This window comes from Mesorhizobium sp. B2-3-6 (assembly GCF_006442305.1).
In the GTDB taxonomy this organism is placed as follows: Bacteria; Pseudomonadota; Alphaproteobacteria; order Rhizobiales; family Rhizobiaceae; genus Mesorhizobium.
This window is the reverse complement of the sequence record NZ_VFVW01000002.1, coordinates 379,379-406,309: the sequence shown is the minus strand read 5'-3', so window position 1 is coordinate 406,309 and position 26,931 is coordinate 379,379. Positions and strand designations below refer to the sequence as shown.

The 26,931-nt window shown below is 61.9% G+C and carries 26 protein-coding genes; 12 read left to right on the top strand and 14 right to left on the bottom strand.

Annotation, left to right across the window (positions count from 1 at the left end; translation table 11 throughout):
* The first annotated feature begins 132 nt into the window (after positions 1-132).
* Positions 133-1,572, top strand: coding sequence for a hypothetical protein (locus FJ953_RS07680; protein WP_246674743.1), 1,440 nt, complete (start codon positions 133-135; stop codon positions 1,570-1,572).
* 3 nt (positions 1,573-1,575) lie between these two features.
* On the opposite strand, the gene FJ953_RS07675 is transcribed toward FJ953_RS07680, so the two are convergent.
* From FJ953_RS07675 to FJ953_RS07635, 9 genes are all read right to left on the bottom strand, one after another.
* Positions 1,576-1,761, bottom strand: a complete 186-nt coding sequence (locus FJ953_RS07675) for a hypothetical protein (RefSeq protein ID WP_140497402.1) — start codon at positions 1,759-1,761, stop codon at positions 1,576-1,578.
* A 139-nt stretch (positions 1,762-1,900) separates the two neighbouring features.
* On the bottom strand, positions 1,901-2,941 hold the full coding sequence (locus FJ953_RS07670) for a UDP-glucuronic acid decarboxylase family protein (protein WP_140497404.1): 1,041 nt from the start codon (positions 2,939-2,941) through the stop codon (positions 1,901-1,903).
* 23 nt (positions 2,942-2,964) lie between these two features.
* Positions 2,965-4,068 (bottom strand): glycosyltransferase, encoded by a 1,104-nt coding sequence (locus FJ953_RS07665; protein WP_140564419.1) that lies wholly within the window; start codon positions 4,066-4,068, stop codon positions 2,965-2,967.
* Positions 4,068-5,159: a glycosyltransferase gene (locus FJ953_RS07660; protein WP_140623798.1), complete on the bottom strand. Its 1,092-nt coding sequence runs from the start codon at positions 5,157-5,159 to the stop codon at positions 4,068-4,070. Before FJ953_RS07660 ends, FJ953_RS07665 begins: the two co-directional genes overlap by 1 nt.
* A complete protein-coding gene (locus FJ953_RS07655; RefSeq protein WP_140497410.1) occupies positions 5,156-6,286 on the bottom strand; it encodes a glycosyltransferase in 1,131 nt (376 codons plus the stop codon). The genes FJ953_RS07660 and FJ953_RS07655 overlap by 4 nt, the downstream gene beginning before the upstream one ends.
* Before the next feature lie 2 nt (positions 6,287-6,288).
* On the bottom strand, positions 6,289-7,389 hold the full coding sequence (locus FJ953_RS07650; RefSeq protein WP_140623796.1) for a glycosyltransferase family 4 protein: 1,101 nt from the start codon (positions 7,387-7,389) through the stop codon (positions 6,289-6,291).
* Complete coding sequence (locus tag FJ953_RS07645) at positions 7,374-8,666, bottom strand: TIGR04295 family B12-binding domain-containing radical SAM protein (protein ID WP_140623795.1); 1,293 nt, start codon at positions 8,664-8,666, stop codon at positions 7,374-7,376. The genes FJ953_RS07650 and FJ953_RS07645 overlap by 16 nt, the downstream gene beginning before the upstream one ends.
* On the bottom strand, positions 8,663-9,742 hold the full coding sequence (locus FJ953_RS07640) for an NAD-dependent epimerase/dehydratase family protein (RefSeq protein ID WP_140623793.1): 1,080 nt from the start codon (positions 9,740-9,742) through the stop codon (positions 8,663-8,665). The genes FJ953_RS07645 and FJ953_RS07640 overlap by 4 nt, the downstream gene beginning before the upstream one ends.
* Positions 9,739-10,845: an SDR family NAD(P)-dependent oxidoreductase gene (locus FJ953_RS07635; protein WP_140561676.1), complete on the bottom strand. Its 1,107-nt coding sequence runs from the start codon at positions 10,843-10,845 to the stop codon at positions 9,739-9,741. Before FJ953_RS07635 ends, FJ953_RS07640 begins: the two co-directional genes overlap by 4 nt.
* A 216-nt stretch (positions 10,846-11,061) precedes the next feature.
* Here FJ953_RS07635 and FJ953_RS07630 point away from each other — a divergent pair, with 216 nt between their 5' ends.
* Complete coding sequence (locus FJ953_RS07630; RefSeq protein WP_140497420.1) at positions 11,062-11,334, top strand: hypothetical protein; 273 nt, start codon at positions 11,062-11,064, stop codon at positions 11,332-11,334.
* A gap of 40 nt (positions 11,335-11,374) precedes the next feature.
* Here FJ953_RS07630 and FJ953_RS07625 read toward each other — a convergent pair whose 3' ends face one another.
* Complete coding sequence (locus FJ953_RS07625) at positions 11,375-12,073, bottom strand: response regulator (RefSeq protein WP_246674740.1); 699 nt, start codon at positions 12,071-12,073, stop codon at positions 11,375-11,377.
* Positions 12,074-12,258: 185 nt separating this feature from the next.
* Here FJ953_RS07625 and FJ953_RS07620 point away from each other — a divergent pair, with 185 nt between their 5' ends.
* Both FJ953_RS07620 and FJ953_RS07615 read left to right on the top strand, forming a co-directional pair.
* Positions 12,259-15,366 carry a CheR family methyltransferase gene (locus tag FJ953_RS07620; RefSeq protein WP_140623791.1) on the top strand — a complete coding sequence of 1,036 codons (3,108 nt, stop codon included), beginning with the start codon at positions 12,259-12,261 and terminating at the stop codon, positions 15,364-15,366.
* Positions 15,363-15,734 carry a response regulator gene (locus tag FJ953_RS07615; protein ID WP_140515210.1) on the top strand — a complete coding sequence of 124 codons (372 nt, stop codon included), beginning with the start codon at positions 15,363-15,365 and terminating at the stop codon, positions 15,732-15,734. Before FJ953_RS07620 ends, FJ953_RS07615 begins: the two co-directional genes overlap by 4 nt.
* A gap of 404 nt (positions 15,735-16,138) precedes the next feature.
* On the opposite strand, the gene FJ953_RS07610 is transcribed toward FJ953_RS07615, so the two are convergent.
* From FJ953_RS07610 to FJ953_RS07590, 3 genes are all read right to left on the bottom strand, one after another.
* Complete coding sequence (locus FJ953_RS07610) at positions 16,139-17,317, bottom strand: zinc-dependent alcohol dehydrogenase (RefSeq protein WP_140497428.1); 1,179 nt, start codon at positions 17,315-17,317, stop codon at positions 16,139-16,141.
* An 80-nt stretch (positions 17,318-17,397) separates the two neighbouring features.
* Complete coding sequence (locus FJ953_RS07605) at positions 17,398-18,183, bottom strand: SDR family NAD(P)-dependent oxidoreductase (protein WP_140623789.1); 786 nt, start codon at positions 18,181-18,183, stop codon at positions 17,398-17,400.
* An 805-nt stretch (positions 18,184-18,988) separates the two neighbouring features.
* The gene (locus tag FJ953_RS07590; RefSeq protein ID WP_140623787.1) at positions 18,989-21,322 is read right to left on the bottom strand and encodes an FdhF/YdeP family oxidoreductase; all 2,334 of its coding nucleotides are present in this window, start codon (positions 21,320-21,322) and stop codon (positions 18,989-18,991) included.
* A gap of 178 nt (positions 21,323-21,500) precedes the next feature.
* On the opposite strand from FJ953_RS07590, the gene FJ953_RS07585 reads away from it, so the two are divergent.
* The 7 genes from FJ953_RS07585 (at position 21,501) to FJ953_RS07555 (ending at position 25,525) form a co-directional block, all read left to right on the top strand.
* Positions 21,501-21,719, top strand: a complete 219-nt coding sequence (locus FJ953_RS07585; RefSeq protein WP_140555671.1) for a hypothetical protein — start codon at positions 21,501-21,503, stop codon at positions 21,717-21,719.
* 34 nt (positions 21,720-21,753) lie between these two features.
* A complete protein-coding gene (locus FJ953_RS07580; RefSeq protein WP_140623785.1) occupies positions 21,754-22,356 on the top strand; it encodes a diguanylate cyclase in 603 nt (200 codons plus the stop codon).
* Positions 22,357-22,495: 139 nt separating this feature from the next.
* Entirely contained in the window at positions 22,496-22,732 is a 237-nt protein-coding gene (locus FJ953_RS07575) for a hypothetical protein (protein WP_140555670.1), read from the top strand.
* A gap of 477 nt (positions 22,733-23,209) precedes the next feature.
* Positions 23,210-23,596, top strand: coding sequence for a hypothetical protein (locus tag FJ953_RS07570; RefSeq protein WP_246673050.1), 387 nt, complete (start codon positions 23,210-23,212; stop codon positions 23,594-23,596).
* Positions 23,593-24,813 (top strand): Nramp family divalent metal transporter, encoded by a 1,221-nt coding sequence (locus tag FJ953_RS07565; RefSeq protein WP_140525122.1) that lies wholly within the window; start codon positions 23,593-23,595, stop codon positions 24,811-24,813. The genes FJ953_RS07570 and FJ953_RS07565 overlap by 4 nt, the downstream gene beginning before the upstream one ends.
* Positions 24,813-25,172 (top strand): hypothetical protein, encoded by a 360-nt coding sequence (locus FJ953_RS07560; RefSeq protein WP_140515218.1) that lies wholly within the window; start codon positions 24,813-24,815, stop codon positions 25,170-25,172. Before FJ953_RS07565 ends, FJ953_RS07560 begins: the two co-directional genes overlap by 1 nt.
* A gap of 2 nt (positions 25,173-25,174) precedes the next feature.
* Positions 25,175-25,525 carry a hypothetical protein gene (locus FJ953_RS07555; RefSeq protein WP_140497446.1) on the top strand — a complete coding sequence of 117 codons (351 nt, stop codon included), beginning with the start codon at positions 25,175-25,177 and terminating at the stop codon, positions 25,523-25,525.
* Positions 25,526-25,607: 82 nt separating this feature from the next.
* Here FJ953_RS07555 and FJ953_RS07550 read toward each other — a convergent pair whose 3' ends face one another.
* On the bottom strand, positions 25,608-25,937 hold the full coding sequence (locus FJ953_RS07550) for a hypothetical protein (RefSeq protein WP_140555667.1): 330 nt from the start codon (positions 25,935-25,937) through the stop codon (positions 25,608-25,610).
* A 247-nt stretch (positions 25,938-26,184) separates the two neighbouring features.
* Between FJ953_RS07550 and FJ953_RS07545 the strand changes: the two genes are divergently transcribed.
* A complete protein-coding gene (locus FJ953_RS07545) occupies positions 26,185-26,931 on the top strand; it encodes a DUF4142 domain-containing protein (RefSeq protein ID WP_140623783.1) in 747 nt (248 codons plus the stop codon).

Below are 26,931 nucleotides of genomic sequence, written 5' to 3'. Positions count from 1 at the left end.
CGCGGCGGGGACACCCCTTCGCCGAGGCAGCGGCAAGGTGCCAAGCTGCTGGTCGGCCTTGCGGCGGAAGTGGCGAGGTCCTGGCGAAGCGGCTTCACAGTGACTGGCGCCGTCGATCCCGTGCTGAGGCATATGCTGGCCGCGCTCGACTGCCGGGGCAAGGTTCTTACCGGCACGGCCGAGGGATACGCCCATTATGCGCTCTATCCTGAAAGCTACCTCGGCGCGGGGCGGGCATCAGGCCTCGACGCGAATACATGCGTCATCGGCATCCGCAGCATTGGCCTCGGGCTTGCCGCCTTGGTCGCCGCGGCGATCGACGCGCCGGCACCCATCAGCGTGCGCCCGATCGGCCATCCTTTCCGCAGGTATGTCAACGCCGACCCGGAATTGATCGGCGCCTGGAGGGGCAAGCCGTCGGCTTGCTTCGCTGTCGTCGACGAGGGCCCCGGCCTGTCGGGCAGTTCGATGCACTCCGTCGTCGCATGGCTGCGGCGGCTGGGCATCGATAGGGATCGCATTCACCTGTTCCCCAGCCATTCCGGCGGCCCGGGTGCCGAAGCCTCTAAGGAGGTTCGTGAGACATGGTCGGGTTGCCGAAAACATGTGGCGCGGGCCTTCGAACGCACCTTCCCGGGCGGCGCGCAAATGCCGACGCTACGCGATTGGGTGGCGGAGGCTGCCGGCAGCCCGCAATTGGCCCTGACCGAAATATCCGCTGGAGAGTGGCGAAACCTCCACTACGCCGAGGAGAGGCTCTGGCCGCCGAGTCAACGCGGCATCGAGCGGCGAAAATTCCTGGCGTCCGCGGGACGCGATCGGTGGCTCGTCAAATTTGCCGGCCTCGGTCAAACCGGGCAGCGCAAGATGCAAACCGCGGAGATGCTGCACGAAGCCGGCTTCGGACCGCAGATCGTCGGGCTTTGTCACGGTTTTCTGGTTGAACGGTGGATCGAGGGAAAGACAATGGATCAGGTAAACCTGTCCAGAGACAGGCTTGTCGCGGAGCTCGCACACTATCTCGCTTGGCGTGCGGCCAATCTCAGAACTCCGGAACTGGGTGCTGGATTGCCGGAACTCGCTGAGATGGCCGTCCACAATGGCGCCGAAGCCCTGGGTGAGCGGCGCGCGGCGGAGCTGCGGAACTGGTTCTCGAAGCGTGCCCCTGCGCAAGCGCTGCCACGGGTCGAGATCGACGGAAGGCTTCACCCGTGGGAGTTTCTCGTTTGTGCCGACGGGACGTTGATCAAGACGGATGCCGTCGATCACTGCCGGGGACATGATTTGATCGGCTGCCAGCCCATAGAGTGGGATATTGCCGGCGCTCGCGTCGAATATGGATTTTCCGACAGCGAGCTAGCGACGTTGGTCCACCGCATGGAAGCCGGGGAGCGGCTCAATATCGATACCGGCCTCATTGACTGTCTCGAACCTTGCTACCTGGCGTTTCAACTGGGACTCTGGGACGTTGCTGCCCGATCCGAGCATGGCCCGGAGAAGCCAAGGCTGGTAGCTGCGGCAACGCGGTACAAGAAAGGGCTGCTACGCTTCCTGGAGAGGTCCGGGCCGTGACGATCAGTCCAGTCTCCGCAGCATGTCCGCTTCGCGTTCGAGAATGGTGGCCACTTCCTCGCGCTGCAGATGCGTCATCATTAGGCTGACGCAGCACTCGAGATAGGTGATGGAGGCCCGTCGCAGAAAGGCAGCCGTCTCTCTTTCCGCAATCTGCTCGATATCCTTTGCGGATCGTTTGGGTTGCACAGGTCCATTCTCCATAGCGGGATCTCATCGTCAAACCCCGAGCTTGCCAGGATGTTCCGCGCAATCCGCAAAAGTGCGGCAGGAGGCACGACCGTGCTTGAGCGGTCATGCCGGAACACGTGGCTGCGGCGGCCTGGCCTCAGGCCGGAAGGTTCTGCAACCTGCCCGATCTTGCGTTTGTCGCAATAGCTGTCATCCGGCCGTCGATCCCGCTGGTTTCGAGATTGGAGAAGTATCCGATCGTCTGCATCAGCCCTTGCCTGAGCGGCACTTTCGGCGTCCAGCCGAGCAGCGCCTTCGCACGCGAGATGTCGGGCTGCCTCCGGCGGGGATCGTCTTGCGGCAAGGGCAGGAATTTCAGATCCGATTTGGTTCCGGTCATGTCTCTCACCATGGATGCCAGTCGCATGATGGTGAATTCTCCGGGATTGCCCAGGTTGACAGGTTTTCCGGGATTGGGGTCGAGATCCATCAGGCGCATCATACCTTCGATCAGATCGGAGACGTAGCAGAAGGACCTTGTCTGCAACCCATCACCGAATATCGTCATCGAGCGCTTCTCAAGCGCCTGCATGATCAGGTTCGAGACGATGCGGCCGTCGGCGGGGTCCATCCTGGGACCGTAGGTATTGAAGATGCGAGCCACGCGAATATCGGCTTTTGCCGCTCTCAGATAATCGAAGCAAAGCGTTTCGGCGGTGCGCTTGCCTTCGTCGTAGCAGGCGCGCGGGCCGGTGAAGTTCACATGGCCAACATAGTCTTCCCGTTGCGGATGTTGTTCCGGGTCGCCATAAACTTCACTTGTCGACGCCTGCAGGAATCGCGCATTGTTGCGGGCGGCGAGTTCGAGCAGGTTGAGCGTTCCGATGACGCAGGTGCGTGTCGTGTGTATCGGATCGGCCTGGTAGCGCGGCGGCGAAGCAGCGCATGCCAGGTTGAAAACGCGATCGACCGGCTCGCCGAGGTTCAGCGGCCGGCAGATATCCTGCTCGATCAGCCGGAAGCGCGGCTGGTCCATGATCGAGACGATGTTGTCCATGCGGCCGGTAAGGAAATTGTCGACGCAGATCACACGCCAGCCGTTGCGGAACAACGTTTCGCAAAGATGCGAGCCGAGGAAACCCGCGCCGCCGGCGACAAGCACTGTCTTCGCCCTTCGCGCTTTTCTTGTTTGCCGCATCGCTGTTTTCTCCTGTCTTTCAGTCATGCTGCGGTTCCGATATCGAGATCGATCATCGCCGCTCTCGGTCGTGTCAGCAGCGACACGAATTCGCGGGCCCTGGCCGCACCGGTATGTGCTGCCAGGACGAGTTCGCGCGCCCGGCCGGCCATGGCGAGCCGGGCGCGCTCGGATTCCCTGAGCAGGATATCGACGATGTCATCCGCCTTGTCGGCCGTGCGGATCGCCGAAGCAGGAAAGAAGCTGTCGAGACCCGGCCAGCGATCGCTGATAATCGGCGTGCCGCAAGCGGCAGCCTCGAAAAGCCGTACGCTGGGCGACCATCCGGCGGCGATCATCGATCTGCGCGTGACGTTCAGCGTGTAGCGTTGGCGGCTATAGAATGCGGCATGGTCGGCCGGCGGCAAATGTTCGATTCGTTCGACATTCTCAGGCCAGACGATGTCGGACGGATATTGCGAGCCGGCGACGACGAAACGGCGCTCCGGCATGCGTCGTGCGGGCTCGAGCAACAGCGCGTTGAGCGTCGCCTGCCGGTCGGTGCTGTAGGTGCCGAGATAACCGAGGTCCCAGCCGACTGGGTCGGCGGTTCGGTGATGCCGTTGCGGATCGACCGAACAGTAGAGCGGTTCGGCACGGCGCGCACCGAAATCCTGCGCCAGTCGGCCAAGCGTCGGCCCGCCGGTGAAGGAGAAATAGACATCGAAATACGGAATCTGGCGCCGACTAAGATAGTCGCATTCATCCGTCGAAAGCTTTGCCAGGGTCACCGGCGTGTCGATGTCATAAAAGCAGAGCGCCCCTTTGCAGAGCGCCGCGGCAATGTCGATGACCGCGCGCCCCTCCGGAACGAAGGACCCGACGACCACGACATCGGCCTGTTGCAGGCATCGTGCCCAGTCCTGTTGCAACTCCTGCGTCGTTTCGTAGTAGCGCAGAGTGCAGAAATCGGGATCGCGCAAGTCGCGGTGATTGGCATACCACGGCACGTTGCGCTCCAGGAAGGTCACGCGGTGACCGAGTTCATGCAGGCCTTTCAGCAGGCCTCGAAATGTCGTGGCGTGGCCGTTTCCCCAGGACGAGGAGAGGGACAGGCCGAGAAAGACGATGTTGAGCCGCTTGGTCATCACGCCGCCTCCACGGTCCCACGCTCGAAGTGCCGCTTCAAGACCGCGTCGGTGACCGCCGCTCTCATGGCGTAGGTATGTTCGCCGCGGACGCGGCGCAGCGCGGACGCGCCGATCGCCTTTGCCCGATTGGGGGTCAAGGTGCGCATGATTTCGGCGACATCGCCGCCGTCGCGCGCGACCAGGATCTCCTCGCCGGGTTTCAGGAACAGTTCGACGCCCAGCCACGCATCCGTGATGAGGCAGGCACCGGCGCCCGCCGCCTCGAAAACCCGGGTGGCGGGCGAAAAGCCGTTTGCGGCCATGCTGTCGCGGCTGATGTTCAACACGGCCTTGGGCGTGACATTGAAGGCGTTGTGGTCGCGGGTGCCGACGTGGCCGAGCCAACTGACATTGCCGGGAAGCGGCTTGTCGCCCCAGCCCGATCCGCCAAGCAGGAAACGCTGCTCCTGCAAACGGCTGGCCGGATCGAGAAAAAACGCCTCGACGCGCGCCTCACGGTCCGGCAGCCGGTTTCCGAGGAAAGCGAGGTCGCAAGCAAAACGCGCCTGACTGGCGACTGGATGATGCGTTTCAGGATCGAGCGCATTGTAGATCGGCACGCATTCCTTCGCTCCCATGGCGCGATAGGCCCAGACCACGGGGTCGCCGCCGCCATAGGTCAACACAAGATCGATTTGCCGCAGCGCGGCATGCAGCGGATGGTCCGGTTCATCGCGCAATTGGCCGAGCGTCGCCGGAGCATCCACGTCCCAGAACACGACGAGCGCGTCAGGACGCGCGTGATCGAGCACGGCGCGCAGCAGCGCCTCATCCTCGAAACCGACGCCGCTCGCCTTGACGACGATATCCGCCTCGGCGGCGCACGCCGCCACCTGCATCAGCGCGTGCTGGGTCGCCTCGTACACGACGACGGCGCACCAATCCGGCGCCTCGATGTCGCGGTTGTTCCGGCGGTCATAGACGTCAGGTTCATAGAAGGTGATTTCGTAGCCGAGTTGGGAAAGCGCCTTGAGCAACCCACGGTAATAGGTAGCGGCGCCGTTCCAGTAGGACGACAACAGGCTCGATCCATAAAAAGCGATCTTCATTCAGCAGCTTCCTTTGCGGCGGTCGGATTGGTGATGTGTTGAGGTCCGCATTCGGCGAGCACGCCGAACAACTCGTCCACGCGGTGCCGGCATGTGTGCCGCAGGCGGATGGTCTCGAGACCAGACGCCGCCAGGGAGGCAGCGAAATCCGCGTCGCCGAGTACGGCCCGGAGGTGTCGCCGCATCTGGGAGCCATTGTCCGCGAACAGGAAATCGACGCCTGGCCTGAACAGTTGCTCGGTGTCGGACCACGGGGCCGAAATCAGCGGAATGCCGCAGGCGAGCGCCTCGAACACGCGGATGGTCGGAATGCCGGGCAGGCCTTCCCGATAGGGGCGGCGCGGAACATGCACCGTGACACGATGCGCTGCGAACGCCTTCGGCACGTCGGCATTGGCGATCCAGCCTTCATGGCGCAGGCCGGCGGCTGCGAGATCGGCGAGCGCCTGCCTGGGGTAGCGCACGCCATGAACGGTGGCATCGAGGCCGAGTTCGTGCACCGGCTCGATCAGAAATTCCTTGAGCTCCGCGGTACGCTCGTCGTCGCCCCAGTTTCCAATCCAGATCAGATCGGAGGTCGGGCGGATCTCAGGATGCGGTCTGAACAGGCGGTCGTCAGCCGCCTCGTGCCAGGTGAAGACGCGTTTGCCCCACCCGGCGCGCAGGTAGCTCTCGCGCAGGGCTTCGCCAAAGGCGAGGACGCCGTCGTAATGCTCCAGCCGGAGCGCCGAGATCGCCTCGGTCGCCGACACGGCGCGGTGGTGGGTGTCGTGAAACAGGAGGATAAAGTTGCCGCCGTTGGCCCTGGCGCGACCAAGGCGCGCGACGAGGTCCGGCTCGGTCCATTCATGGACGACCACCACGTCCGCATCGGCGATCCAGGCCTCGTGGTCGAAGCCGGCATCGTAGGTCACCGGCATCAGCTCGGGGAAATCGTTCCTGAAGCGCTCGATGGCGAAGGAGCCCTTCTCGGCCAGCAGATTCGAGCGGCTCCAGCCGTCCGCCGGCTCCAGCGCGATCGCCTGATGCTGGCGTGCGACCAGCTCCCGCATGACGCCGCGCACGAAATGTGCGTTGCCGTGGTTCCAGTCGGAAACGACCGAATGGGTATAGAACAGAAAGCGCATGATCAGCGCTCCGCCATCGCTAGGGCCGCTTTGTCGTAGACGTCGCGCATGGCCGCTGCCTGCCTCGCCAACGAAAACCTGCGGCTCCGGCGCAGGGCTGCCCGTCCGAGCTCCCGCCTGTGCTGCGCATCCGCGGAGAGACGGTTGATGCAGGCGGCGAGATCATGCGGATCGCGCGCGTCGTAGAATAACGCGGCCCCGTCCCATAACTCGCGGTAGGTGGCGATGTCGGATAGAACCAGCGGCGTCGCCGACATGGCCGCTTCCAGCGTCGCCAGGCCGAACGGCTCGTAGAGCGATGGCGACACGAAGATTCCGGCGCGTGCCATCAGGGAGCGCATCTCATCATGCGGTAGCGCTCCGAGAGCGACGGCATGGCTGAAGCCGGCGCGCTGGCCGTCCGGACCTAGCGTGGAACCGGCTGCAAAGACGGGCCATTGCGTTATCGACGCGGCCTGGTCGATCACCGTGGCGTTCTTGGCTTCGTCCCACCAGCGGGCGGCGGCGAAGACGAGCGGTTGACGTTTTTCGGCTTTCGCAACCGGGCGGGCGCCGTTGGCGACGACATTGAGACGCGCGATTTGTCCATAGCAGGTTTCGAGCATTGCGGCGTGGCTGTGGCTCGGCGCGATGACGGCGTCGGCCCTGTCGAAGCCGCGCCTGTTGCGCTGCTTCTGCCAGTCCCATGTACTGTTCACCGCCTGTCCCTTGACGGCATGGAACCATGTGACCACGCAGGAATGCGAGACCACCACGACAGGGCAGGGCGCATCGAGCCCCACTGCCTGCGTCGGCGCATTGAGATGAACGAGGTCGATGGCGTGGTCACGAATGGGCGCATGCAGCTCCCCCGGCAACGCATCGAGGTCGCTGGCATTGCGGGTCATCCAATCCGGCGGCGTGTTCAGCCAGGTCAGTGTCGCCAAGGACCGTGCTTCTTCGGCCTGTTGCGTGGATGGTTCCGGACCGAGACCAGCGAGCAAAACGCTGTCCCCGCCGTCCACGAATTCCCGCGCCAGATCAAGCGCGTACCGCCACACGCCGCCCACGGCATCGACCGTCATCAGGATGCGCCGCGAACGCGGGGTCAGTGTCCGCAACATGTCGCCTCCAGTTCCGCCAGCGGACGCGGGCGCTTCTCCTGGATGTCGCTGAATTTTTGGAACGAGGCGAGATAGTGTTCATGCGCGCGCTCCCACGCGATGTCATCGGGCTCGCCCCAAAGCTCGCGATAGCTGGGCGAACTCGGGTAGGGATAGAGCGGTACCGGCTCATTGGCCCATACCCCGTTGTCGATCAGGTGGTTTCGCCAGTAGTCGACCAGGGCAGGGTCATCTTCGACCACGCCGATCAGATTGGCCTGGACGAACGGAACATGGCGTCTTGCATCGACGAGCAGCGCGGCGAGTTCCTCCGTGCCCAGGCGGCAGCGCTTGGCCAGCATGGCCCGGCCCTCCACTGTCAGGCTTTCGAGGCCCGCTTCGATTGACACGCAACCGGCCGCGCCAAGCAATTCCAGCAGTTCGGGCTTCCACAGGTCGATGCGGGTCTGTACGCCGAATTTCACGTCACGGTCGACCAGTGCCTCCAGCAAGGCTTTCTGCGGCAGGAAAATCTCGTCGATGAAGTAGATATAGCCGACACCTTGGGCGATCAGCCGGTCTATTTCCGTCACGACCGCCTCGTGATTTCGGCGGCGATAGGCATCGCGGAAATCCATCTTGGCGCAGAAGCTGCAATTGTAAGGGCAGCCGCGCGACGCCTCGACTTCCGCGCCGAACCCCACCTGGTGGTTGTCGAACCTGTGATGGTGGTGCGCGTGCGCGGCGATCCAGTCCGATGGCCATTCGAGCGGCGGATGGTCGATGAACGAACTGGCGTGGACGCCGCCGTTCGAGATCAGCCTTGCTTCGCTAAAGTAGGCGGTTGACGACACCGCACTCCAATCATCGCGCCGTGCAAGGTCGGCCACGACCTCCTCGCATTCGCCGCGCACGATGATGTCGACGCCGAGCTTGCGCAGCGTTGGCGCCGGTGTCGCCGAGCCATGCGGCCCGACCGCGACGGTGCGCCCGCCCCGCCCGGCAAGGCGGTTGAGAAAGTCGGCCGGCACGCGCAATTCCGGCGGCGCGCAGCGCCAGAACAGATAGGTCGGCGCGGTGGTGACGACCGTCATTGCCGGCGCGAACTCGGCCACCCGTTCGGAAAGGCTGGAATTGTCAAGCTTCTGAAGCTGTCCGTCCAGCATCAGCACCTCATGGCCAGCCCGTTCGAGCAAGGCTTTCGAGTAGCCGAGTTCCAGGGGTAGATGCGGTTGGCGGCAGCCGAAATAGATGCTGTCGTCGTAGGTCCAGAATGGGTTGACCAACGCGATTTTCATGCGACGTACCTCTCGGCTTCGGCGTGGGGTTCGAGCCGGTGACGCTGCAACCATTCGGCGAGGTCGCGGATGCCTTCTCGCCACGAAACATGCGCCGTCCAGCCAAGCGTGGTTTGCATCTTTCTCGTATCGGCGACGAAGAAGGGCTGGTCGCCCGTCCGCTCTGCCTCATAGCGGATCGACAGTGCTCGATCCGTCAGGCTGCCGATCTCGCTCAACAGCATGCGCAGGCTGAGCGCATTTTTCGGTCCGCCGCCGAGATTGAACGCCTGGCCCGTGATCGTCTCGATCCGGTCGAGCACGGCCCTGTAGGCTGCAACCGCATCGGAGACGTGCAGGATGTCGCGCACCTGCCTGCCGTCGCCGTAAATGGTTATCGGCCGCCCCGAAAACGCGCAAAGCAGGAAGTGCGCAACCCAGCCCTGGTCCTCCGTTCCGAACTGGCGCGGGCCGTAGATGCAGCTCATCCGCAGGACCGCCGTCGGCAAGCCATAGGACTTGGCGTAGTCGAGCACGTACTGGTCGGCCGCGCCTTTGGAGCAGCCATAGGGTGTGCAAAAGTCCAGGCTGCGGCCCTCGCCGATGCCCTCGGTGCGGATCGCAGGGTCGCAGGGCATATAGCGCTCGCCCTCCGGGCGAACCGCAATGTCGGGGAGGCTGCCGTACACCTTGTTGGTGCTGGCGAAGATCACCGGGATTCGTTCGCCGCTCTGTCGCGCCGCCTCCAGGACGTTGAAAGTTCCTCTAAGGTTAATGTCGAAATCCTCGCCCGGCCGAACCAGGCTGGTGGTAACGGCGGTCTGCGCGGCCAGGTGGAATATGGCTTTCGACCCCGTGAGGGCCGAAGCCAAGGCGTTGGCGTCGCGCACATCGACGGTTTCCACGGTGAGGCGGCTTCCATGCTTGTGCGACAACCATTCAAGGTTCTGTTCGACACCAGCGCGACTGAGATTGTCGATCACCAGCACCGGCTCGCCGTCCGACAACAGGCTGTCGGCAAGATTGGACCCGATGAAGCCGCTGCCGCCGACGATGGCGACAGGTGCTTCGCGACGGTTGCGCCTACCCGGCTTCATGACACCAGCCCGCGTTCTTCGAGTTCGCGTTTCATGTCGGCGCCGCGATCGATGGCAATCGTGTTGCGCACCCAGGAAACGAAGTCGCCGAGGGAATTCTCCAACTGCCGCCCTGGTTCGAAACCCAGCAGTTCGCGCGCCTTGGAAATGTCGGCGAAGCAGTTGCGAATGTCACCGGAACGCGCTTTGCCGAGCAGCTCGGGCGAGCGGTCCGGCGTTCCCATGGCCTCGGCCAGCAGGCGCGCGACATCGCGGATCGCATAAGCCCGGCCGCTTCCGATGTTGATGACGTGGCCTTTTGCCTGGCGTTGCTCCAGCGCCAGGCGAAAAGCGCGGGCGACGTCACGTACATGAACGAAATCGCGCTTCTGCTGGCCATCTTCGAAGATCATCGGCCGCTTGCCGTTGGCCAGACGCGAGGCGAAGTTAGCCAGCACGCCGGTATAGGGGTTTGAAAGCGCCTGTCCGGCGCCGAAAACGTTGAACAGGCGCAGCGCCACCGCATCGACGCCATAGGCTTCGCCGAAGATCAGCACGGCGCGTTCCTGGGCATATTTCGTCAATGCATAGATGGAGGCGAGATCGATCGGCTTTTCTTCGTCTGTCGGCAATGGCGAGAGAGGTTCACCGTCCGCAGACAAGGGATTCCATTGTCCGCCTTTGAGGTCGTTGGCCTTGCGCCGGGCGTTGCCGACGCGCCGGCCGTCGGGCGTGGCGTATAGACCTTCGCCGTAGACGCTCATCGAGGACGCGACGACGATCCGCTCGACCGGGTGCTTGATCAACACCTCGAGCAGTGTTGCAGTGCCGAGATCGTTGGCGCCGACATAGCGGGCGATCTCGTACATGGATTGGCCGACGCCGACTTCCGCAGCCAGGTGAATCACCCCGTCGACGCCGTTCAGCGCCTTGGTGACGGCTTCGCGATCGCGCACGTCGCCCTTGATCAGTTCGGCTCCAGCGGGAAGGTTGACCGCTTCGCCGGCATGCACCTGATCCAGCAATGCATCTAGGATGCAAACCGAATAACCGTGATCGGCGAATTCTTGTGCGACGTGGCGACCAATGAAACCACAGCCCCCTGTGACCAGTATACGTTTCACGACAACTCCTCGGACTGGTGACCTCGGCGTCCCCAACTTCTCGGCAAAAGCTTTGTTCCCTGGGCATCAACAAAGTTCTCCTGGCGGTTTCATTCGACAGCAGGCGCATCGCACCGCGCGACGGGTGCTGGAACATTGCCTGCCGTGTGCTGTTAGGACGCTCAACAGTTGCCGCGGTGCGTGCGCGGCGAGAGAGCAGGTCCAAAGGAGATTTCGATGTCGCAATCGCAGACGACCACCAATCACGAGGAGATTCGCAAATGGGCCGAGGAGCGGAACGGCCGGCCGGCAGTGGTGCGAACCAAGGGCGAGGGCGGCATCCTGCGGATCGATTTCGGCGAGCCCGAGGAGGCATTCGAACCAGTCGAATGGGATGAGTTCTTTCGGATATTCGATGAGAACCGTCTGGCTTTTCTTTACCAGGCCAACACCGGCGGCGGGCAGACCAGCCGTTTCAACAAGTTCGTCGAGCGTGACCAAAAGGGCTGACCGAGGCCCGGCCGGCGATCAATCGGAAACCTGGTTCGGCTCAGTTCAGAAGCCTTGCGCCGCTGGACTTTGCCAAATCGCGCATGATGGCGTTAAGCCAGTCTTCGGTGGACTGGCCGATCCGCCTTTGGTCGATGTCACGGATCGCTCGCTCAAGCGTCCTTTCGACAAGCCGGTCGGAGGCTTCCACATCCCCCAGCAACAGACGTGCCGCAAGCCTGAGTTTGGGCAGGAGCGAAAACACGTCGTCCGGCGAACTTGGCACAAAGCCGCTCGCCGCAGCCGGGCTTTGCGGCGGGAAAAGGGCATTGAATACAGCCCCGCTGCCCGAGGATTTTCGCAGGTTGCTGGCATGCCGGAGATGTTCGGGAATGGCGATATCGCTGTCACCGCTGAAAAACACGAACGGAACGCCGCGGCGCATCAGTTCATCCGCGATCGGAAAGACGCGTCGCCCGTTGAGGTTGACGTCGAGGATGGCAGCCTCGGCCGATTCAGTGTGCAATGATGCTTGTTCGACCGTCGCTGCCGGTCCCAGAATGATCGCACCCATATTGCTGAAATAACGGGCGAGATCTCCGGCTACCATCCATTCGTCTTCGACGATCAGAAGATGCACCCCTTGCAGATCGCGCACCTCGTCATCCTTTCTCGACCGGTATCTCGTGGAAACAGTCTCCCTGGCCGAGCCTGCTGGCGTTTCGGCACGAGCCCGGCCGAAATCGTCGAGCAATTCCACGCCGCTGACTCCATGTGCGTCGGGAGCTTTGTTTCAGAATGGACGTTTGGTCATTGAACACGTGAACTCCAAATTCAACGCCATCCGTCGCGACTTGTTCCGTATCTCCGCCGCGCCTATGCTTACCTGCTGTCCGCCTGCTTCATAAGTGATTTCGCACACAGGTGCCGAAAGGGGAACTTCCAGTGACAGCCCAGGCAAAAAGATTTCCCATCGTGGGCGTCGGCGCGTCCGCCGGCGGGATTCCGGCGATGGAAGGGCTGTTCAAGGGCATGGCCGATCAGCCCGGCATGGCGTTCGTCGTCATCACTCATCTCAGCCCTAAGCGAGAGAGCCTGTTGCACGAGGTCGTCGGCCGCTACACCGAAATGGCGGTCGAAATCGCGGCGGACGGCATGATCGTTCAACCGAACCACGTCTATGTCATGCCGCAGAACGTGACCATGACCATCGACAAGGGAATGCTGCGCCTGCGCCGGCCCAATGGGTTCAGCCAGGAGCGCAAACCCATAGACATCTTCTTCAGCGCACTGGCCGAAGACCAGGGCGAGCATGCCGTCGGCGTCATCCTGTCGGGCGGAGATTCCGATGGAACCTTGGGCGCCAAGGCGATCAAGGAGCATGGCGGGCTCACCGTTGCGCAGATCTCCGACGGCTACGGCCCGCGCAACCCCGATATGCCGCAGAGCGCCATCACCAGCGGACTTATCGATATAGCCGCGCCCGCCGAGGAGATCGGCACGAAACTGGAAGCCTTCACGCGCGGCTTCGACGCGTTGAATGGGTTGGCGGAGGAGGATAGCGTCCGCACGGCGGGTATGGAAAAGGTCCTGTCTCAGATCTACGGCATCCTGCGCAGCCACTCAGGCCATGATTTCTCGGGCTACAAGACCAAGACGTTCCTGCGACGCATCAAGCGGCGCATGCAGATCGCGCAGATGCAATCCATTGGCGCATACGTGGAATGGCTGCAGAAGGACCCTCGCGAGGTGATGAACCTTTTTCGCGACCTGCTGATCAACGTCACCAACTTCTTTCGCGATCCCGAGGCCTTCGAACTGCTCGAGCGAAAGATCGTACCGCAACTCTTCGAAGGCAAGACCGCCAACGACATCATCAGGGTGTGGATTCCCGGCTGCGCCACAGGCGAAGAGGTGTTCTCCATCGGCATCCTGCTACGCGAACATGTGGAAAAGCTCCCGGTCGTTCCGCGAATCCAGATATTCGCGACCGATATCGACGAACCGGCGCTGGCGGTGGCGCGGGCAGGGCGCTATCCCGAAGCCTTGCTGCAGGGACTTTCCCCCGAACGCCGCCAACGGTTTTTCAATGGCGACGGCGACACCTATGTCATCAGCAACGAGATACGGGAGCTGTGCATCTTCTCGCCGCACAGCGTCGTTCGCGACCCGCCTTTCTCACGCATGGACCTGGTCTCGTGCCGCAACCTGCTGATCTATTTCGGCCCAGCCATTCAGAGCCGGGTCATTCCTATTTTTCATTACGCCCTGAAGCCTGGCGGTTACCTTTTCCTCGGCACCTCGGAGAGCGTCGGACAGAACGACGATCTGTTCGCCACCGTCGACAAGAAACATCGCATCTTCCAGGCGCGGGAGCATGCCTCGCCGCATGTCAGGCTGCCGGCCCTCATCGGCGATGGCCGTTCAGGCGCATTCCCGTCCGAGAGCACTGGCTTGAGGAAGGGAGCCGCCGGTTATCCCCTACGCCAGGCGGTCGAGGCGCAGGTGCTGGAGCGCTTCGCCCCCCCGCATGTGCTGGTCAACGCCGAGGGCGATGTCGTCTACTACTCAGCTCGCACCGGCAAATATCTCGAAGCGCCGCAAGGCATTCCCAGCCGGCAACTGTTGACAATGGCGCGCCGTGGGCTGCGACTTGACCTGCGCGCCGCGCTGCGGGAAGCGACGTCGACGCGCCGGACCGTCATACGGGAAAATCTCACGGTCGAGGAGGATGATGAGCGGATCCAGCCGATCAAGCTCACCATTGAGCCGCTGGCGGAACGCGACAATGGCGAGCCGCTCTATCTCGTCCTGTTCGAACCGTCGGGACCTACGCAGATCCGCACAGACCAAGGCGGCAGCCATGACACCGACAGCACCGCCGATCTGGAGCGAGAACTGCGCGATGCGAGGGAGCGCCTGCAATCGACGATCGAGGAATATGAGACCGCACTGGAAGAGGTGAAATCGTCCAACGAGGAACTCGTCTCTGTCAACGAGGAGGCCCAGTCGACCAATGAGGAACTTGAGGCCTCGAAGGAGGAAATGCAGTCGCTCAATGAGGAACTGAACACTATCAATGCCGAGTTGACGAACAAGATCGAGGAACTCGATCACGCCAACAGCGATCTGCGCAACCTGTTCGAAAGCACGGAGATCGCGACCATTTTCCTCGATCGCAATCTAGTGGTGCGGACCTTCACGCCCGCGGCTTCGTCGTTCTTCAGTCTGCGACCCTCCGACGTCGGCCGGCCGCTGACGGACCTGTCGAGCCAGTTGGAGTATCCCGAGTTGAAGCAGCATATCGCCGAGGTGTTCGAGACAGGCGAGACCCTGAACCACCACCTTGCGCGCGACAGCGCCGGGCGGTTTCACATGGTCCATATCAATCCCTATCGGGACAAGAGCAACCGCGTTCAGGGTGTGGTCGTGACACTGGTCGACGTCACCACTCTGGCTCAGGCGGAAGAACATCAGCAGGTTCTCATCTCTGAGCTCAACCACCGGGTCAAGAACATGTTGGCGGTGATCGTCAGCATTGCGAGCCGCACGCGGGAGAAATCCGTGTCGAAGGATGAATTCGCGGAAGCCTTGATCGGACGCTTGCATGCGATGTCGCGGGCCTATGGATTGTTGAGCCGGAAAAGCTGGAAGGAAGCTTCGGTCAGCGAACTGCTTCACCAGGAACTCGAACCGTTTGGCATTGAACGGTTCGAACTGAACGGCCAAGAGATAGAACTTGGACCGCAACAGGGCCTTTCCCTTAGCATGGCCGTCCACGAACTGGCCACCAACGCGGCCAAATATGGCGCTCTTTCCAAACCTCGTGGCAAGGTGGTGGTGATGTGGTCGATCGCTGACGACATGTTTACGCTTACCTGGCGCGAGAAGGACGGTCCCCCTGTCAATGAACCCGTCGGCAGCGGCTTTGGCCTCACGCTGCTGCAGGGAGAGATCGGCTACAGGCTTGGCGGCCATGTCGAAACCGTTTTTCGCAAGGAAGGCCTCAACGTTCAGATCGCATTTCCCGTTAACCGGAAGGAGGGGTCGTGAACGACGGACCGCGCGTCCTGGTTGTCGAGGATGAATGGCTGATCGCGGAAGACACCGCGTTAGTCCTGCGTAGCGCCGGTTACCAAGTGGTCGGTCCCGCGCCTTCGGTAGCCGCGGCGCTTCGTCTCGTCGGCTCGGACAAGATCGACATGGCGTTGCTGGACATTCAGTTGAACGGTGAAACGAGCCTGCCCCTCGCGGAGACATTGCAGGCGCAGGGTGTTCCCTTCGCCCTCATGACGGGATTTGGCGCGCGCGACCTACCGGCATCCTTTCGCGACTGCAAATTCGTGCCCAAGCCGGCGACTGAAGCAGCTATCCTGGCTGCGCTGGCCGACCTGGGGTCGCTGCGCGACGTTTCGCGTTGACGGGCACTCGAAGGGCGCCACAGGATCAGTCCAAGGGCTTGTCCGTCGGTCGCGGAGTCGTGCTGGGTTGACGGGGACGACCGGCATTTCGATTGGCTGTGGGATTGTCCAGGGGAGGGGCTGAAGGCTGAGATCCTCCGGCAGTCTTCGGCGTCGGCGATTTCGCCCCTGCGTCCGTATCACCGGCGTCTCGCCTCGGGTGTGGCAAACCATCGGTGTTCGGAGACCGAATAACGGGTTTCGAGCGAGAATTCTCGTTGGCCATGGCGGCCCCCTTCTTCCGAACCGAACTCAGCGGGTCAATCGCCGACACAACAGAAAGTTCCGAACTGCCAATGCCGATCGGGCGGGCGTCCAACGGATGCCGGGAATGAGACAGCTCTTGCCTCTGGAATTGCGACATCTCAGCCATGCGGCCGCATAACCACCTTGATGCAACCATCCTGCTTGTCTCGGAAGGTCTTGTAGAGGTCCGGCCCGGCTTCGAGCTCGGCTCTGTGGGTGATGACGAAAGACGGGTCGATCTCGCCATTCTGGACCTTGGCCAGAAGTGGTTCGAGATAGCGCTGGGTATGGGTTTGGCCCATTCGGAAGGTCAGCCCCTTGTTCATCGCGGCGCCGAACGGGATGTGATCGACCAGGCCGATATAGACGCCGGGAACCGAGATGGTGCCGCCCTTGCGGCAGCAATAGATCGCCTCTCGCAGCACATGCGGCCGATCGGTGCCGAGATAGACGGCGGCCTTCACCTTGTCGAGCATGGCGTCGGCGCTGGCGCCGGGGTCGGATTCAGTGCCGACGCAGTCGATGCAGCGATCCGGGCCGCGGCCGTCGGTCATCGCCATCAGTGCGTCGTAGATATTGGAATTGCTGAAGTCGAGCGTCTCTGCTTTGCCGTGTTCACGCGCCATGGCCAGCCGCTCCGGCACCTTGTCGATGGCGATGACGCGGCCGGCGCCGAGCATCCACGCGCTCTGGATGGCGAATTGGCCAACCGGGCCGCAACCCCATATCGCGACCGTATCGCCCGGCTCGATGCCGGCGTTCTCTGCCGCCATGTAGCCGGTCGGGAAGATGTCGGAGAGAAACAGCACCTGTTCATCTTCCATTCCCTCCGGCACCTTGATCGGACCGACATCGGCGAACGGAACCCGCAGATATTCCGCTTGTCCGCCCCAATAGCCGCCGACAAGATGCGAATATCCGAAAAGGCCGGCCGGCGATTGACCCATCGCTTCGGCGGCCTGTTTTGCGTTGGGATTCGAGCGGTCGCAAAGCGAAAACAGCCCGTTCTGGCAAAACCAGCACTCGCCGCAGGAAATGTTGAACGGCACCACCACCCGGTCACCCTTCTTGAATTTCGAATGGCCCTGACCAACCTCCACCACTTCGCCCATCGTCTCGTGGCCAAGCACGTCGCCCGATTTCATCGTCGGCATGTAACCGTTCATCAGGTGGAGGTCGGAGCCGCATATGGCGCAGCAGGTAACCTTGATGATCACGTCGCGGTCATCCTCGATGACGGGATCGGCCACTTGGTCGCAGCGTATGTCGCCTTTGCCGTGCCATGTAAGGGCTTTCACGATGTTGCTCCTGAGTTTCGAGGGTGCGTTTCATTGGTGAGACGCGCGTTTCTCGTGCGTGGCGCCGGAGATGCCGCCGGTCAGTCCTGGGACGCCGAGCCCGGCGCAGCCATCTCGCGGTGCTGTTCGGCCAGCGTACCCGCTGGCGTGACATGCGCAGCGGCGACCTGCAGCTTGTTCTTCCAGCCGCTGACCACCTGTTCTTCGCCAGTGATCATCGCTTCGTAGCCGGCCTTGGCAACGTCGGCCGGATTGTCCTTCTCGTCGGTGCCGACCTTGGTGTCCATCATCTCGGCGCGTTCGAAGAAGCGTGTCTGCGTGGCGCCGGGCATCAACACGGTCACCGTGACGCCGGTGTCCTGCAATTCGTGACGCAAGGCGATCGCGAAGGAATCGATGAATGCCTTGGTGCCGTTGTAGACGGCTTGGAAAGTCCCGGGCATGAAACCGGCGATCGACCCGGTGAAAAGAATGCGCCCGCGCCCGCGGCGAGCCATCTTGGCGCCGAGTTCATGCGCGAGATACACCGTTCCGGTGATATTGGTGTCGATGATGCGCCGGATCTTCCCCCAGTCCTGGTCGACGAAGCCATTGCCGAGCCCGCGTCCAGCGTTGAGAAACAGCAGGTCGATGTCACGCTCGCCAATTCGGGAGATCAGCCGATCCACGCCTTCGACGGTCGCGAGATCGGCCTCGACGGCTTCGACTGCGATATTATGTGAGCCGAGTGCCTCGGCGGCCTGCTGGATTGCCGGTTCATCAGCCGCAACGACGAGATTGTAGCCATCCTTCGCGCAGAGTTTCGCAAGTTCCTTGCCTATGCCGCTCGAGGCGCCGGTGACCACTGCGAGTTTTGCATCCGTCATGATTTCCTCCGTCGTGCCGGCCGAACCAGCAGAGGAGATGATTGTTCCGTGGATCGGTATCGTCCGGTCGGCGCCTGTCGGGAGTCTGACTTCTGCTCTTGGCCGGGCGATGGATTTTCGGAATTCGGGCGGGAACAACCGGATGGTCCCGCAGTTCGGCGCGTGCAGGAGGAACATGATGCAACATGCTGATAAGATCGCGCTCCGGCGTGTGAAAATGCTGGTCGAGCAATATGTGCTGACCAGGAGCAGGCGATATGATTTCGTGTCGACGGAGTTGGCTTGCAGGGCCATTCGTGAGGTGATGCGCAGCCCGATCGAAGATGCCGAACTGGATCGCATGTTGGCCAGAAGCGCGGCCAGGCAGGGGCTTTCGGTGCGATTCGACCGGATGGAAGCTTGGCAGGCTGCTTCGCCATCTCCCACCGAAGGAGTATCGATATGAGAGCCGTGTTGCTGATGCTGGCACTGGTCTGTCTGGCCGGGTGCAACAATCCCGATCCCGACAAATCCAAAGCGGATACGAACAGTCAGCCGGTCGACAAAAACCCCACAACCGACACGAACCCCACCCCACAAACCACCACCGGCGGAGATCAGCAAGGCACCCAACCGGCCCAGCCGGCATCCCCTAAGCCGGCTGGCGGCTAGCTACGGCCTGGCCCACCAGACTGGGACCGCCATAGAGCAGTTCATCGTCTGCGGAAACGGCTAACCACTCTGTGTTGTTGTTTTTGCGCAATTCCTAAGGGAAAGCGCACCGCGCTTTTCCCTGGAAAGCCGTACACACTTTTCCTGGATTGCTTTAGTGGCGCGCCGAGCTTCTCGTTTTGGGTTCCCTGGCAACAATTCTGACGGGAACCGACTTTACGGCGGGGACGTGAGCCTTCTTGGCCCGGTGCCACAGAGGAACCAGGGGATTGAGTTCCGGATAATAACCGGCGCAGTTGCCTTCGGGCACGGAGTAGGGGGTGATGCGCAAACCTCGAACCCGCCGCTCCACGCCATCGTCGGCATGGGTTTCCAGATCGATTTCCTGCCCGGCGCTCAATCCGAACCGCTGAATGTCGGCCTCGTTCATCAACAGGACCATGCGTGTGCCGTGTATGCCGCGCAGTCTGTCATTGTACCCATAGACGGTGGTATTGAACTGGTCATTGGAGCGCACCGTTATGAGCGTCAGCACATTGTGACCCGAAACATCGATGTCCGGGTCTGTTTCAAGCGTCGTCGGCAGCTTGAAATTGGCTTTCTTGTTCGGCGTCTCCCAGACCCGTTTCGAGGCCTTGATATCGCGGTGAAAGCCTCCCGGCGTCAGGAACCGCTTGTTGAACTCACGAAAATGCTGCGGGTAAAAACGCTCGATCTCATCGCGGATAAGGGAATAATCGGCGACCCATTTATCCCACGGGATCGAACTCACCCCCGATACGGTGGCCTTGGCCAGTTCCGCCACGATCTTCGGTTCGGAAAGCAGATGCGGTGAAGCCGGCGGACGCGAACCGAAGGAGCCGTGGATACAGGCGGTGGAGTCCTCCATCGAAACGGTCTGGTCGCCGCTCGCCTGATGGTCCCTTTCCAGCCGCGACAGGCAGGGCAGCAGATAGGTCACCGCCCCCGGCAGGAGATGACTGCGGTTGAGCTTGGTGGCGACTTCGACATGCAGCCCAAGCCGACGCCATGCTTTCTCGATCAGGCCGGTTTCGGGCACGGCGCGAACGAAATTGCCGCCGAGTCCGATGAAGCCTTTCACCGAGCCGGCGATGACGCCCTCGCAGGCCTCGACCGTGTCGAGACCCTTCTCGCGTGGCGGCTCGAAATCATAGAACCGGGCGAACTTGTCGAGCGGAACGAGCTCGGGTTTTTCGGATATGCCGACAGTGCGCTGGCCCTGTACATTGGAATGGCCGCGCAGCGGTGAAATGCCGGCGCCGGGCTTTCCCATGTTGCCGCGCATGAGCAGCAGATTGCATAGCATCTGGACGTTCTCGGTACCGTGCCGGTGCTGTGTCAAACCCATGCCGTAATTGCCGATCACCGCGTTGGAGCGGCTGTAGACCTCGGCAACATGTTCGAGATCCGCCTGCGCAATTCCCGAGCGCCTGACGATGTCCTCCCACCTGGCGGCCCGCAGGTAAGCCTCGAATTCGGCAAAACCATCCGTGTGCTCGGCAATGAAATCGCCGTCGAGGACACGCGGATCCCCGTGTTCCCGTGCCGCGTCGTCGAGCGCCAGCACCGCCTTGGCGATGCCGGTCATGGCGGCGATATCGCCGCCGCTGCGGACCTGGAAGAAGTCGCTGGACATCTTCGTGCCGGGGCCCGGCGACAGCATCTCAAGCGGATCTTGCGGATTCTTGAAGCGCTTCAGCCCCCTTTCCGGCAAGGGATTGAAGGTGAACACCGGCACCCCGCGTTGACGAGCCTCTTGCAGCGGATGCAGCAGCCGCGGCGCCGTCACCCCGGTGTTGTGGCCAAAAAAGAACATCATGTCGCACTGGGAGAAGTCCTCGAGCTGCACGGTTCCAACCGGCGAGCCGATCGATTCGGGCAGCCCGACCGATGTCGATTCGTGGCACATGTTGGAAGAATCGGGCAGGTTCGATGAGCCATAGATACGCGCAAAGAGCTGATACATGAACGAAGCCTCCAGCGAGGCCCGGCCGGATGTGTAGAAGACGACCGATTTCGGATCGAGCCGCCGGAGCTCCATGCCGATCTCGAGGAATGCGTCATCCCAGGAAACCGGTTCATAGCGGTCAGTGACGGCATTGTAGCGCAGGGGATCCGTAAGCCTGCCTTGTTTTTCGAGGTCACGATCCGGCCAGTCGAGCAGTTCGGTGACCGTATGTCGCGCGAAGAAATCGGGGCCGCAACGCAGCTTCGTCTGATCCCACATGGTCGCCTTCGCGCCATTTTCGCAGAACTCGAAGGGCCGCGGATCGGCCGGCTTGGCCCATGAACAGGAAACGCACATGTAGCCATCGGCTTTGTTCTGCTTGAGCAGCGTGCTCCATATGCCCGACATCAGCAGGCCTTCGCCGTATGCCTTGCGGACCAATGACCTCAGGGATCCCCATCCGCCTGTGGGATGGTTGTATTTTTTTGTTTCAATACGGTCGGTTACGGCAGGTTTCATCGAGATCGTCCTTGAAGAACCGATACCGAACCTCGCCCGTCACCGATTGTTCCCGCGGCTCCGTGCAGTATTGGCGTCGAATCTTGCGTGTCGAAGCCGACGCGGCCGAGGAGCGATCGCGGCCGGTCGTGGAACTATTTTCGTGATCGGCTGTTCGGCTTGGGAAGGGAGCCTGGCAATGGTGCGACGCAATGCAGTGCTTTCGCTCGTGATAGCCGCCATCATCATCATCGGCTTCCTCATAGGCTTTCTCTATGCCGACATGGGCTGGCATACCTCGCCACTGAAGCGGGCGCCTGAACAGAACCGGGGCGGTAACGCGCCGACGGATACTTCGCCAGCCGCGGGCGTCCGGAAAAGTCCCCAGGAAAACACCGAAATGCCGGGGCAGCAGTAGCGACCTCGAACGGGATTCCGCGCGAAAGGATGTCATGCTGTCAGATCCTACCGTGCTGATCTTGATGTATTTCCTGCTGCCGGTCTGGTTGGCCGCCGGATTTGCCGACTGGCTCTGCCATCGCGCGTCTCACATCGAATCGACGACAGGCGCCAAGGAGTCGTTGATCCACCTTCTGATGTTCGCCGAGGTCGGAATACCTTTGCTGGCCGCCATGTTTGTTGACGTGAATGCTCTCATCATTCTCATCATGATCGTCACCTTCTTCGTCCACGAGGCGACAGCGATGTGGGACGTCAGCTACGCCACCACCGCCCGCACCGTCACGCCGATCGAGCAGCACGTTCACAGCTTCCTGGAGATGATCCCGCTGATGGGGCTGGTCAGCGTCATTTCCCTCCACTGGGGACAGTTCCTCGCCTTGTTCGGGGCGGGGACGGAAACCGCGCGCTTCGAACTTGTCTGGAAATCGCAGCAGCTGCCGGTGACCTACATTGCCTGCGTGATGGCCGTGATCCTGATTTTCGAACTGCTTCCCTATCTGGAAGAGCTCGTCAGGGGATTGCGGGCCAATGCCGGGAAACTGATCCCGTCGAAGGCCAGGCGAGGGGATCCGGGCCAGACGACATTGCGTTGACGTGATCGCGCAGCGACACTCCTCCGGCCACTGGCATCGGATATCCAGCCGGTCTGCAATGCCTAGGATCGTTATGCGGAACATTTCTGTCGGGCGAGCCATTGAGACAGCGGGCACGGCAGCGATGGGGAGTGCGACGATGGGATTTCTATCCGACCTCGACAAGAAATTGACGGACAATGTCTACGAACATGGCAGCCAGCTCACCGATTCCGCCGCGGATCTCCCGCAGACGGTCGGCGAAATTGTCGAACGGCTGATGCCTTTCGTCCAACCTGAGGCGCGCGAGACGGTCAAGGCTCAGATTCTGGGCCTGATCCACGAGTACAAAGCCGAGCGCACCCGGAGCGCCGCCGAGCAGGATCATCCAGGCTGAACTACCCGTTCTGGTCTATCGCGTGAGGCGCCGGCTGGCTGCCGCCCCCGCTGCCCGATGTATCGCGCCCGAACCATATCCAAGCCGCGACAAGCACAATCACCACGATGGCTATCCAGGCAATCAGACGGGGCATCGAGGGGTCCTTCCCTGCCAGTCGATCGTTCGGGCGGCGCGGCGATCAGGATGGAAGTCGAACCGCCCGCCTCCTCGTTAATCCGATTGCCGATCCTTTGTTCCGCTCGAGCTGGTCCCCGTCGCTGCCGCTTGGCACCTGCCGCGGCCGACAGGCTTGCACTCCGTGCTGGGCTCGATCGTGGCCGTCGGTTGACGGGGAGGGCGGGCGCGCTAGATCAAAACTTACGCCGAACATGGTTTTCGTTGGTGGGGGAGGTCATTCGTGTGGCGGGTCCAACGCCGGATCTAATTCTTAGCGGTCGTCGCCTTGGCCGCAACAGCGCATGCCTGCTGTTGCTCATGGCCATGTCGACCGCGTGCTCGTCCTCGGACCAGATCGAACAGCAATCCCGAACTGCCGCCTCGACGGCGCAGACCGTATCAATGACGCTTGATGCCTGGGCGGCGGGAGCTGCCCCTTCCAAATATGCTTCGGGCACGCTGCACTCGGCCGGCACGACGCTGGCCGACATCGACGCGAAGATCCGATCGGCCACTACGGCTGAACCTGCCGAGCAGGCTGCTTTGGCGGCGGCGGTCAAGGACCTGTCGATCGCGGTGGACCGCGCCCGTGCGGGACTGCAAGCGGACCGCCGCCCGCAAGTGCAGGAGGCTCAAGAAGATATTCGGACGGCCACGCGCTCCCTGGCCGCCGCTCACTTCAGATATTTCGCGCCGAAGCCATGAAGAAGCTCCTGGAAATATCGCTGGGCATCGTCACCAGTGTTGGCGGTTTCCTGGAAGTCGGATCGATGGCGACGGCAGCCCAGGCAGGTGCGACCTTCGGGTTCCAGCTGATCTGGGCGGTGGTTCTCGGCACCATCTGCATCATTTTTCTGGTCGAGATGGCCGGCCGGTTTGCCGCCGTGAGCCATCACACCATCTCCGACGGGATCCGGGAACGATTTGGCTTCAACGTTTCGCTATGGCCATTGCTTGCCGCCCTGCTGGTCAATTTCATGGTGCTGTCCGCCGAGATCGGTGGTGTTGCCATCGCGCTCGAACTTGCCACCGGCATTGGCTTTCAATGGTGGGCTTTACCCGTGGCTTTGATGGCATGGCTGTTGCTGTGGAAAGGCACGTTCGGGCTGATCGAGAAAGGCGTGTCGATACTCGGCCTCGTGACGCTGTGCTTCGTGGTCGCAGCGATGATGCTGAAGCCCGATTGGACAGCTGTCGCGTCCGGCGCGGTGCCTACACTGCCGACCCATGATGCGGCGAGTTACTGGTTCATGGCGGTCAGCATCCTTGGCGCTTCGATATCGCCTTACCTGTTCATGTTCTATTCCTCGGGGGCGATCGAGGACCAGTGGGACAGAAGCTATCTCGGAACCAATCGGGCCATCGCCGGACTGGGCATGGCCTTTGGCGGCACCATTTCGATCGGCGTCTTGATGGTGGCCGCGCTCGTGCTTGCAACGCACGGCATCGATCAGGTCGACGACTATCATCAATTACCGTTGATGCTGATCCCGATATTCGGCTTCTGGGGGTTCGTCCTGTTCGTTGCCTCGCTCGCCATCGCTTGCTTCGGCGCCGCACTCGAGGTTGGGCTGCAACAGGCTTATCTGGTGGCGCAAGGGTTTGGATGGAACTGGGGCGAAAACCTCAAGCCACGCGACGATCCTGGCTTCAGTGCCGTCTACACGGTATCATTGTTTCTGGCCGCCATCCCCATCATGCTTGGGCTCGATCCGCTGAAGCTCACCATTTTTTCCATGGCGCTGACCGCCGCCAGCCTGCCGCTGACGGTAATTCCTTTCCTTTTCCTGCTGAACGACAAGCGCTATGTCGGCGAGCACCGCAACGGCATTGTCTCGAATGCCGCGGTGATCTTCATCATCGGGCTTGGTTTCGTGCTCGCCGTGGTGACCATTCCCCTGCAGATATTCGGAGGCACTTGATGGATTTGCTGCGCGACATCCTCGACAAGCAGATCGTCGACCGCGAACAGGTCAAGATCGGCAAGATCGACGGGCTGGTGGCGGAGTTGCGGCCGGGCAAGCCGCCGAGGATCATCGCGGTCGAGCTCGGCTCCGTCACCTTGGCGCGTCGCCTGGGCGTACGGCCAGGGCGTTGGATGACGCAACTCGCGGCAGCGTGGGGCGGCAAACGCCATCGCAAGCCGCACCGGATCGCCTGGAAGAAGGTCCAGGACATAGGCGTCGACATCCAGTTCGATATCGATGTGCGCGAAACCTCGATCTTCGCCTGGCAGGACTGGCTGCGCGACCATGTCATCGGACGCATTCCGGGAGCTTGATGATGTCCACCGTCAACCTCGAGCATCTGGCCGGACGACGCGTTCTCTCGCGGCAAGGCGAAAGCATCGGCTATATCGAGGAGATACGAGCCGAACCGGCCGGCGACGACTTCGTCGTTACCGAATTCCATGTCGGTATCTACGCCGCTTTCGAGCGTCTCTCGGCCTCGACCATCGGCACGGCGGTGCTGGATTTCTTCCGGCTGCGCCGTCGCGACGGCCTGTACCGTATTCCCTGGGACAAGCTCGACATCTCCGATCCTGCACGGCCGCGGCTGCTGTGTTCGACAACGGAACTTTCCGGCATGAAGGGCGCCCCCGAATTTCATCCACGAGGGAGGCAGGATCGATGACGACCCAGGCGGACGGCCGCGCGAAAGTGCTCGAACTCAGCCAAGGGTTGTCTGATGCTGTCTGCACTCAGGATGATGCGCCTTACCGCAGCAGGCTGGCTGCCAGGAACACCGCGGCCGCTATCAGCACGACGGCCGCAATCATCATTAGCGGCCAGTTGCTGCGGGGCTGCAGTTGGGGCTCGTTCTCCACCGGCCGCATCGCGTTGGCGAAGCTGGCATCGTTTTCGAATTTTGGCCGGAGAGAACGCTGCGGACCTGCTTCAGTGACCGGGTTCTGCGTGTCCGCCGCCTCGGCGTCGGTCTCGAACGGGGCAACTGCAGGATCGAATCCGGGCGTTTTGTCCCGTGTGGCTCCAGCCTGAACTTCTCCCCTGGCTGCGGCAGGTGTGGAATTTGAAATCTTGGCCATGAACTCTCCTCGGAACCCAATTCGGCAAGTTCGCTCGGTCGACAGATTGACGCTCATGGGTCGCATTTAAAATCAAATCTCGCAGCCGCCGATTTGTTCCGCGCCGCGGTCCCGATGTTGAAGGTCTCCTGGCCGGTCGTGGGGCCTGTCCGAAGGCGCTTGCAGCGCATCGCACGGCGCCGGAACAAAGCCCATCCTGGCTTGTTAGGGCGCATCGTAAGTTCGCGCATCGACAAGGACAAAGCCAATGAAAACGCGACACCTTCTTGCCTCGCTCGCCGCTGCTTCCATGCTTATCGCAATGCCTGCTTTGGCTGCTTCCGACAGCGCTCAGGATTTCGTCGACAAGGCCGCCGTCGGCGGCAAGTTCGAGGTCGATTCGAGCAAGATTGCCCAGGACAAGGCCCAGGATCAAAGCATCAAGAATTTCGCGCAGACGATGATCCGGGACCATGGCGCGGCCAACGCCAAGCTGGAAACAATTGCCGGCGAACAGAAGTTGAAGGTGCCGACGGCGCTCGATGCGCAGCATCAGGCCGATCTGGATAAGCTCCAGAACGCACAGCCGCCAATCGATCCGGCCTATGTGGACATGCAGCGCAAGGCGCACGCCGATGCCGTCAATCTGTTTGAAAGCTACGCCCGCGACGGCGACAACGCGGCCCTCAAGACGTTCGCCCAGCAAACGGTCGGCACCTTGAAGATGCATCGGCAGATGATCGAAAAGATCGCCTCCGCCCAGGACTCCATCACGGGAGCGACAACGCCCGCGGTGAAAACCACGAACACACCCAATGCCGCGGCCCTGGTGCCCGGCGCAAACAGTTTCACCGAGCCCCAGGCAAAGAGCCGCATCGAGGATGCCGGCTATTCCAATGTGTCGAAGCTTGCCAAGGACGATCAAGGCATCTGGCGCGGGCAGGCGACCAAGTCAGGCCAAAGTGTCGCCGTCGGGCTCGACTATCAGGGCAACGTCGTCGCCGACAGCAAATGA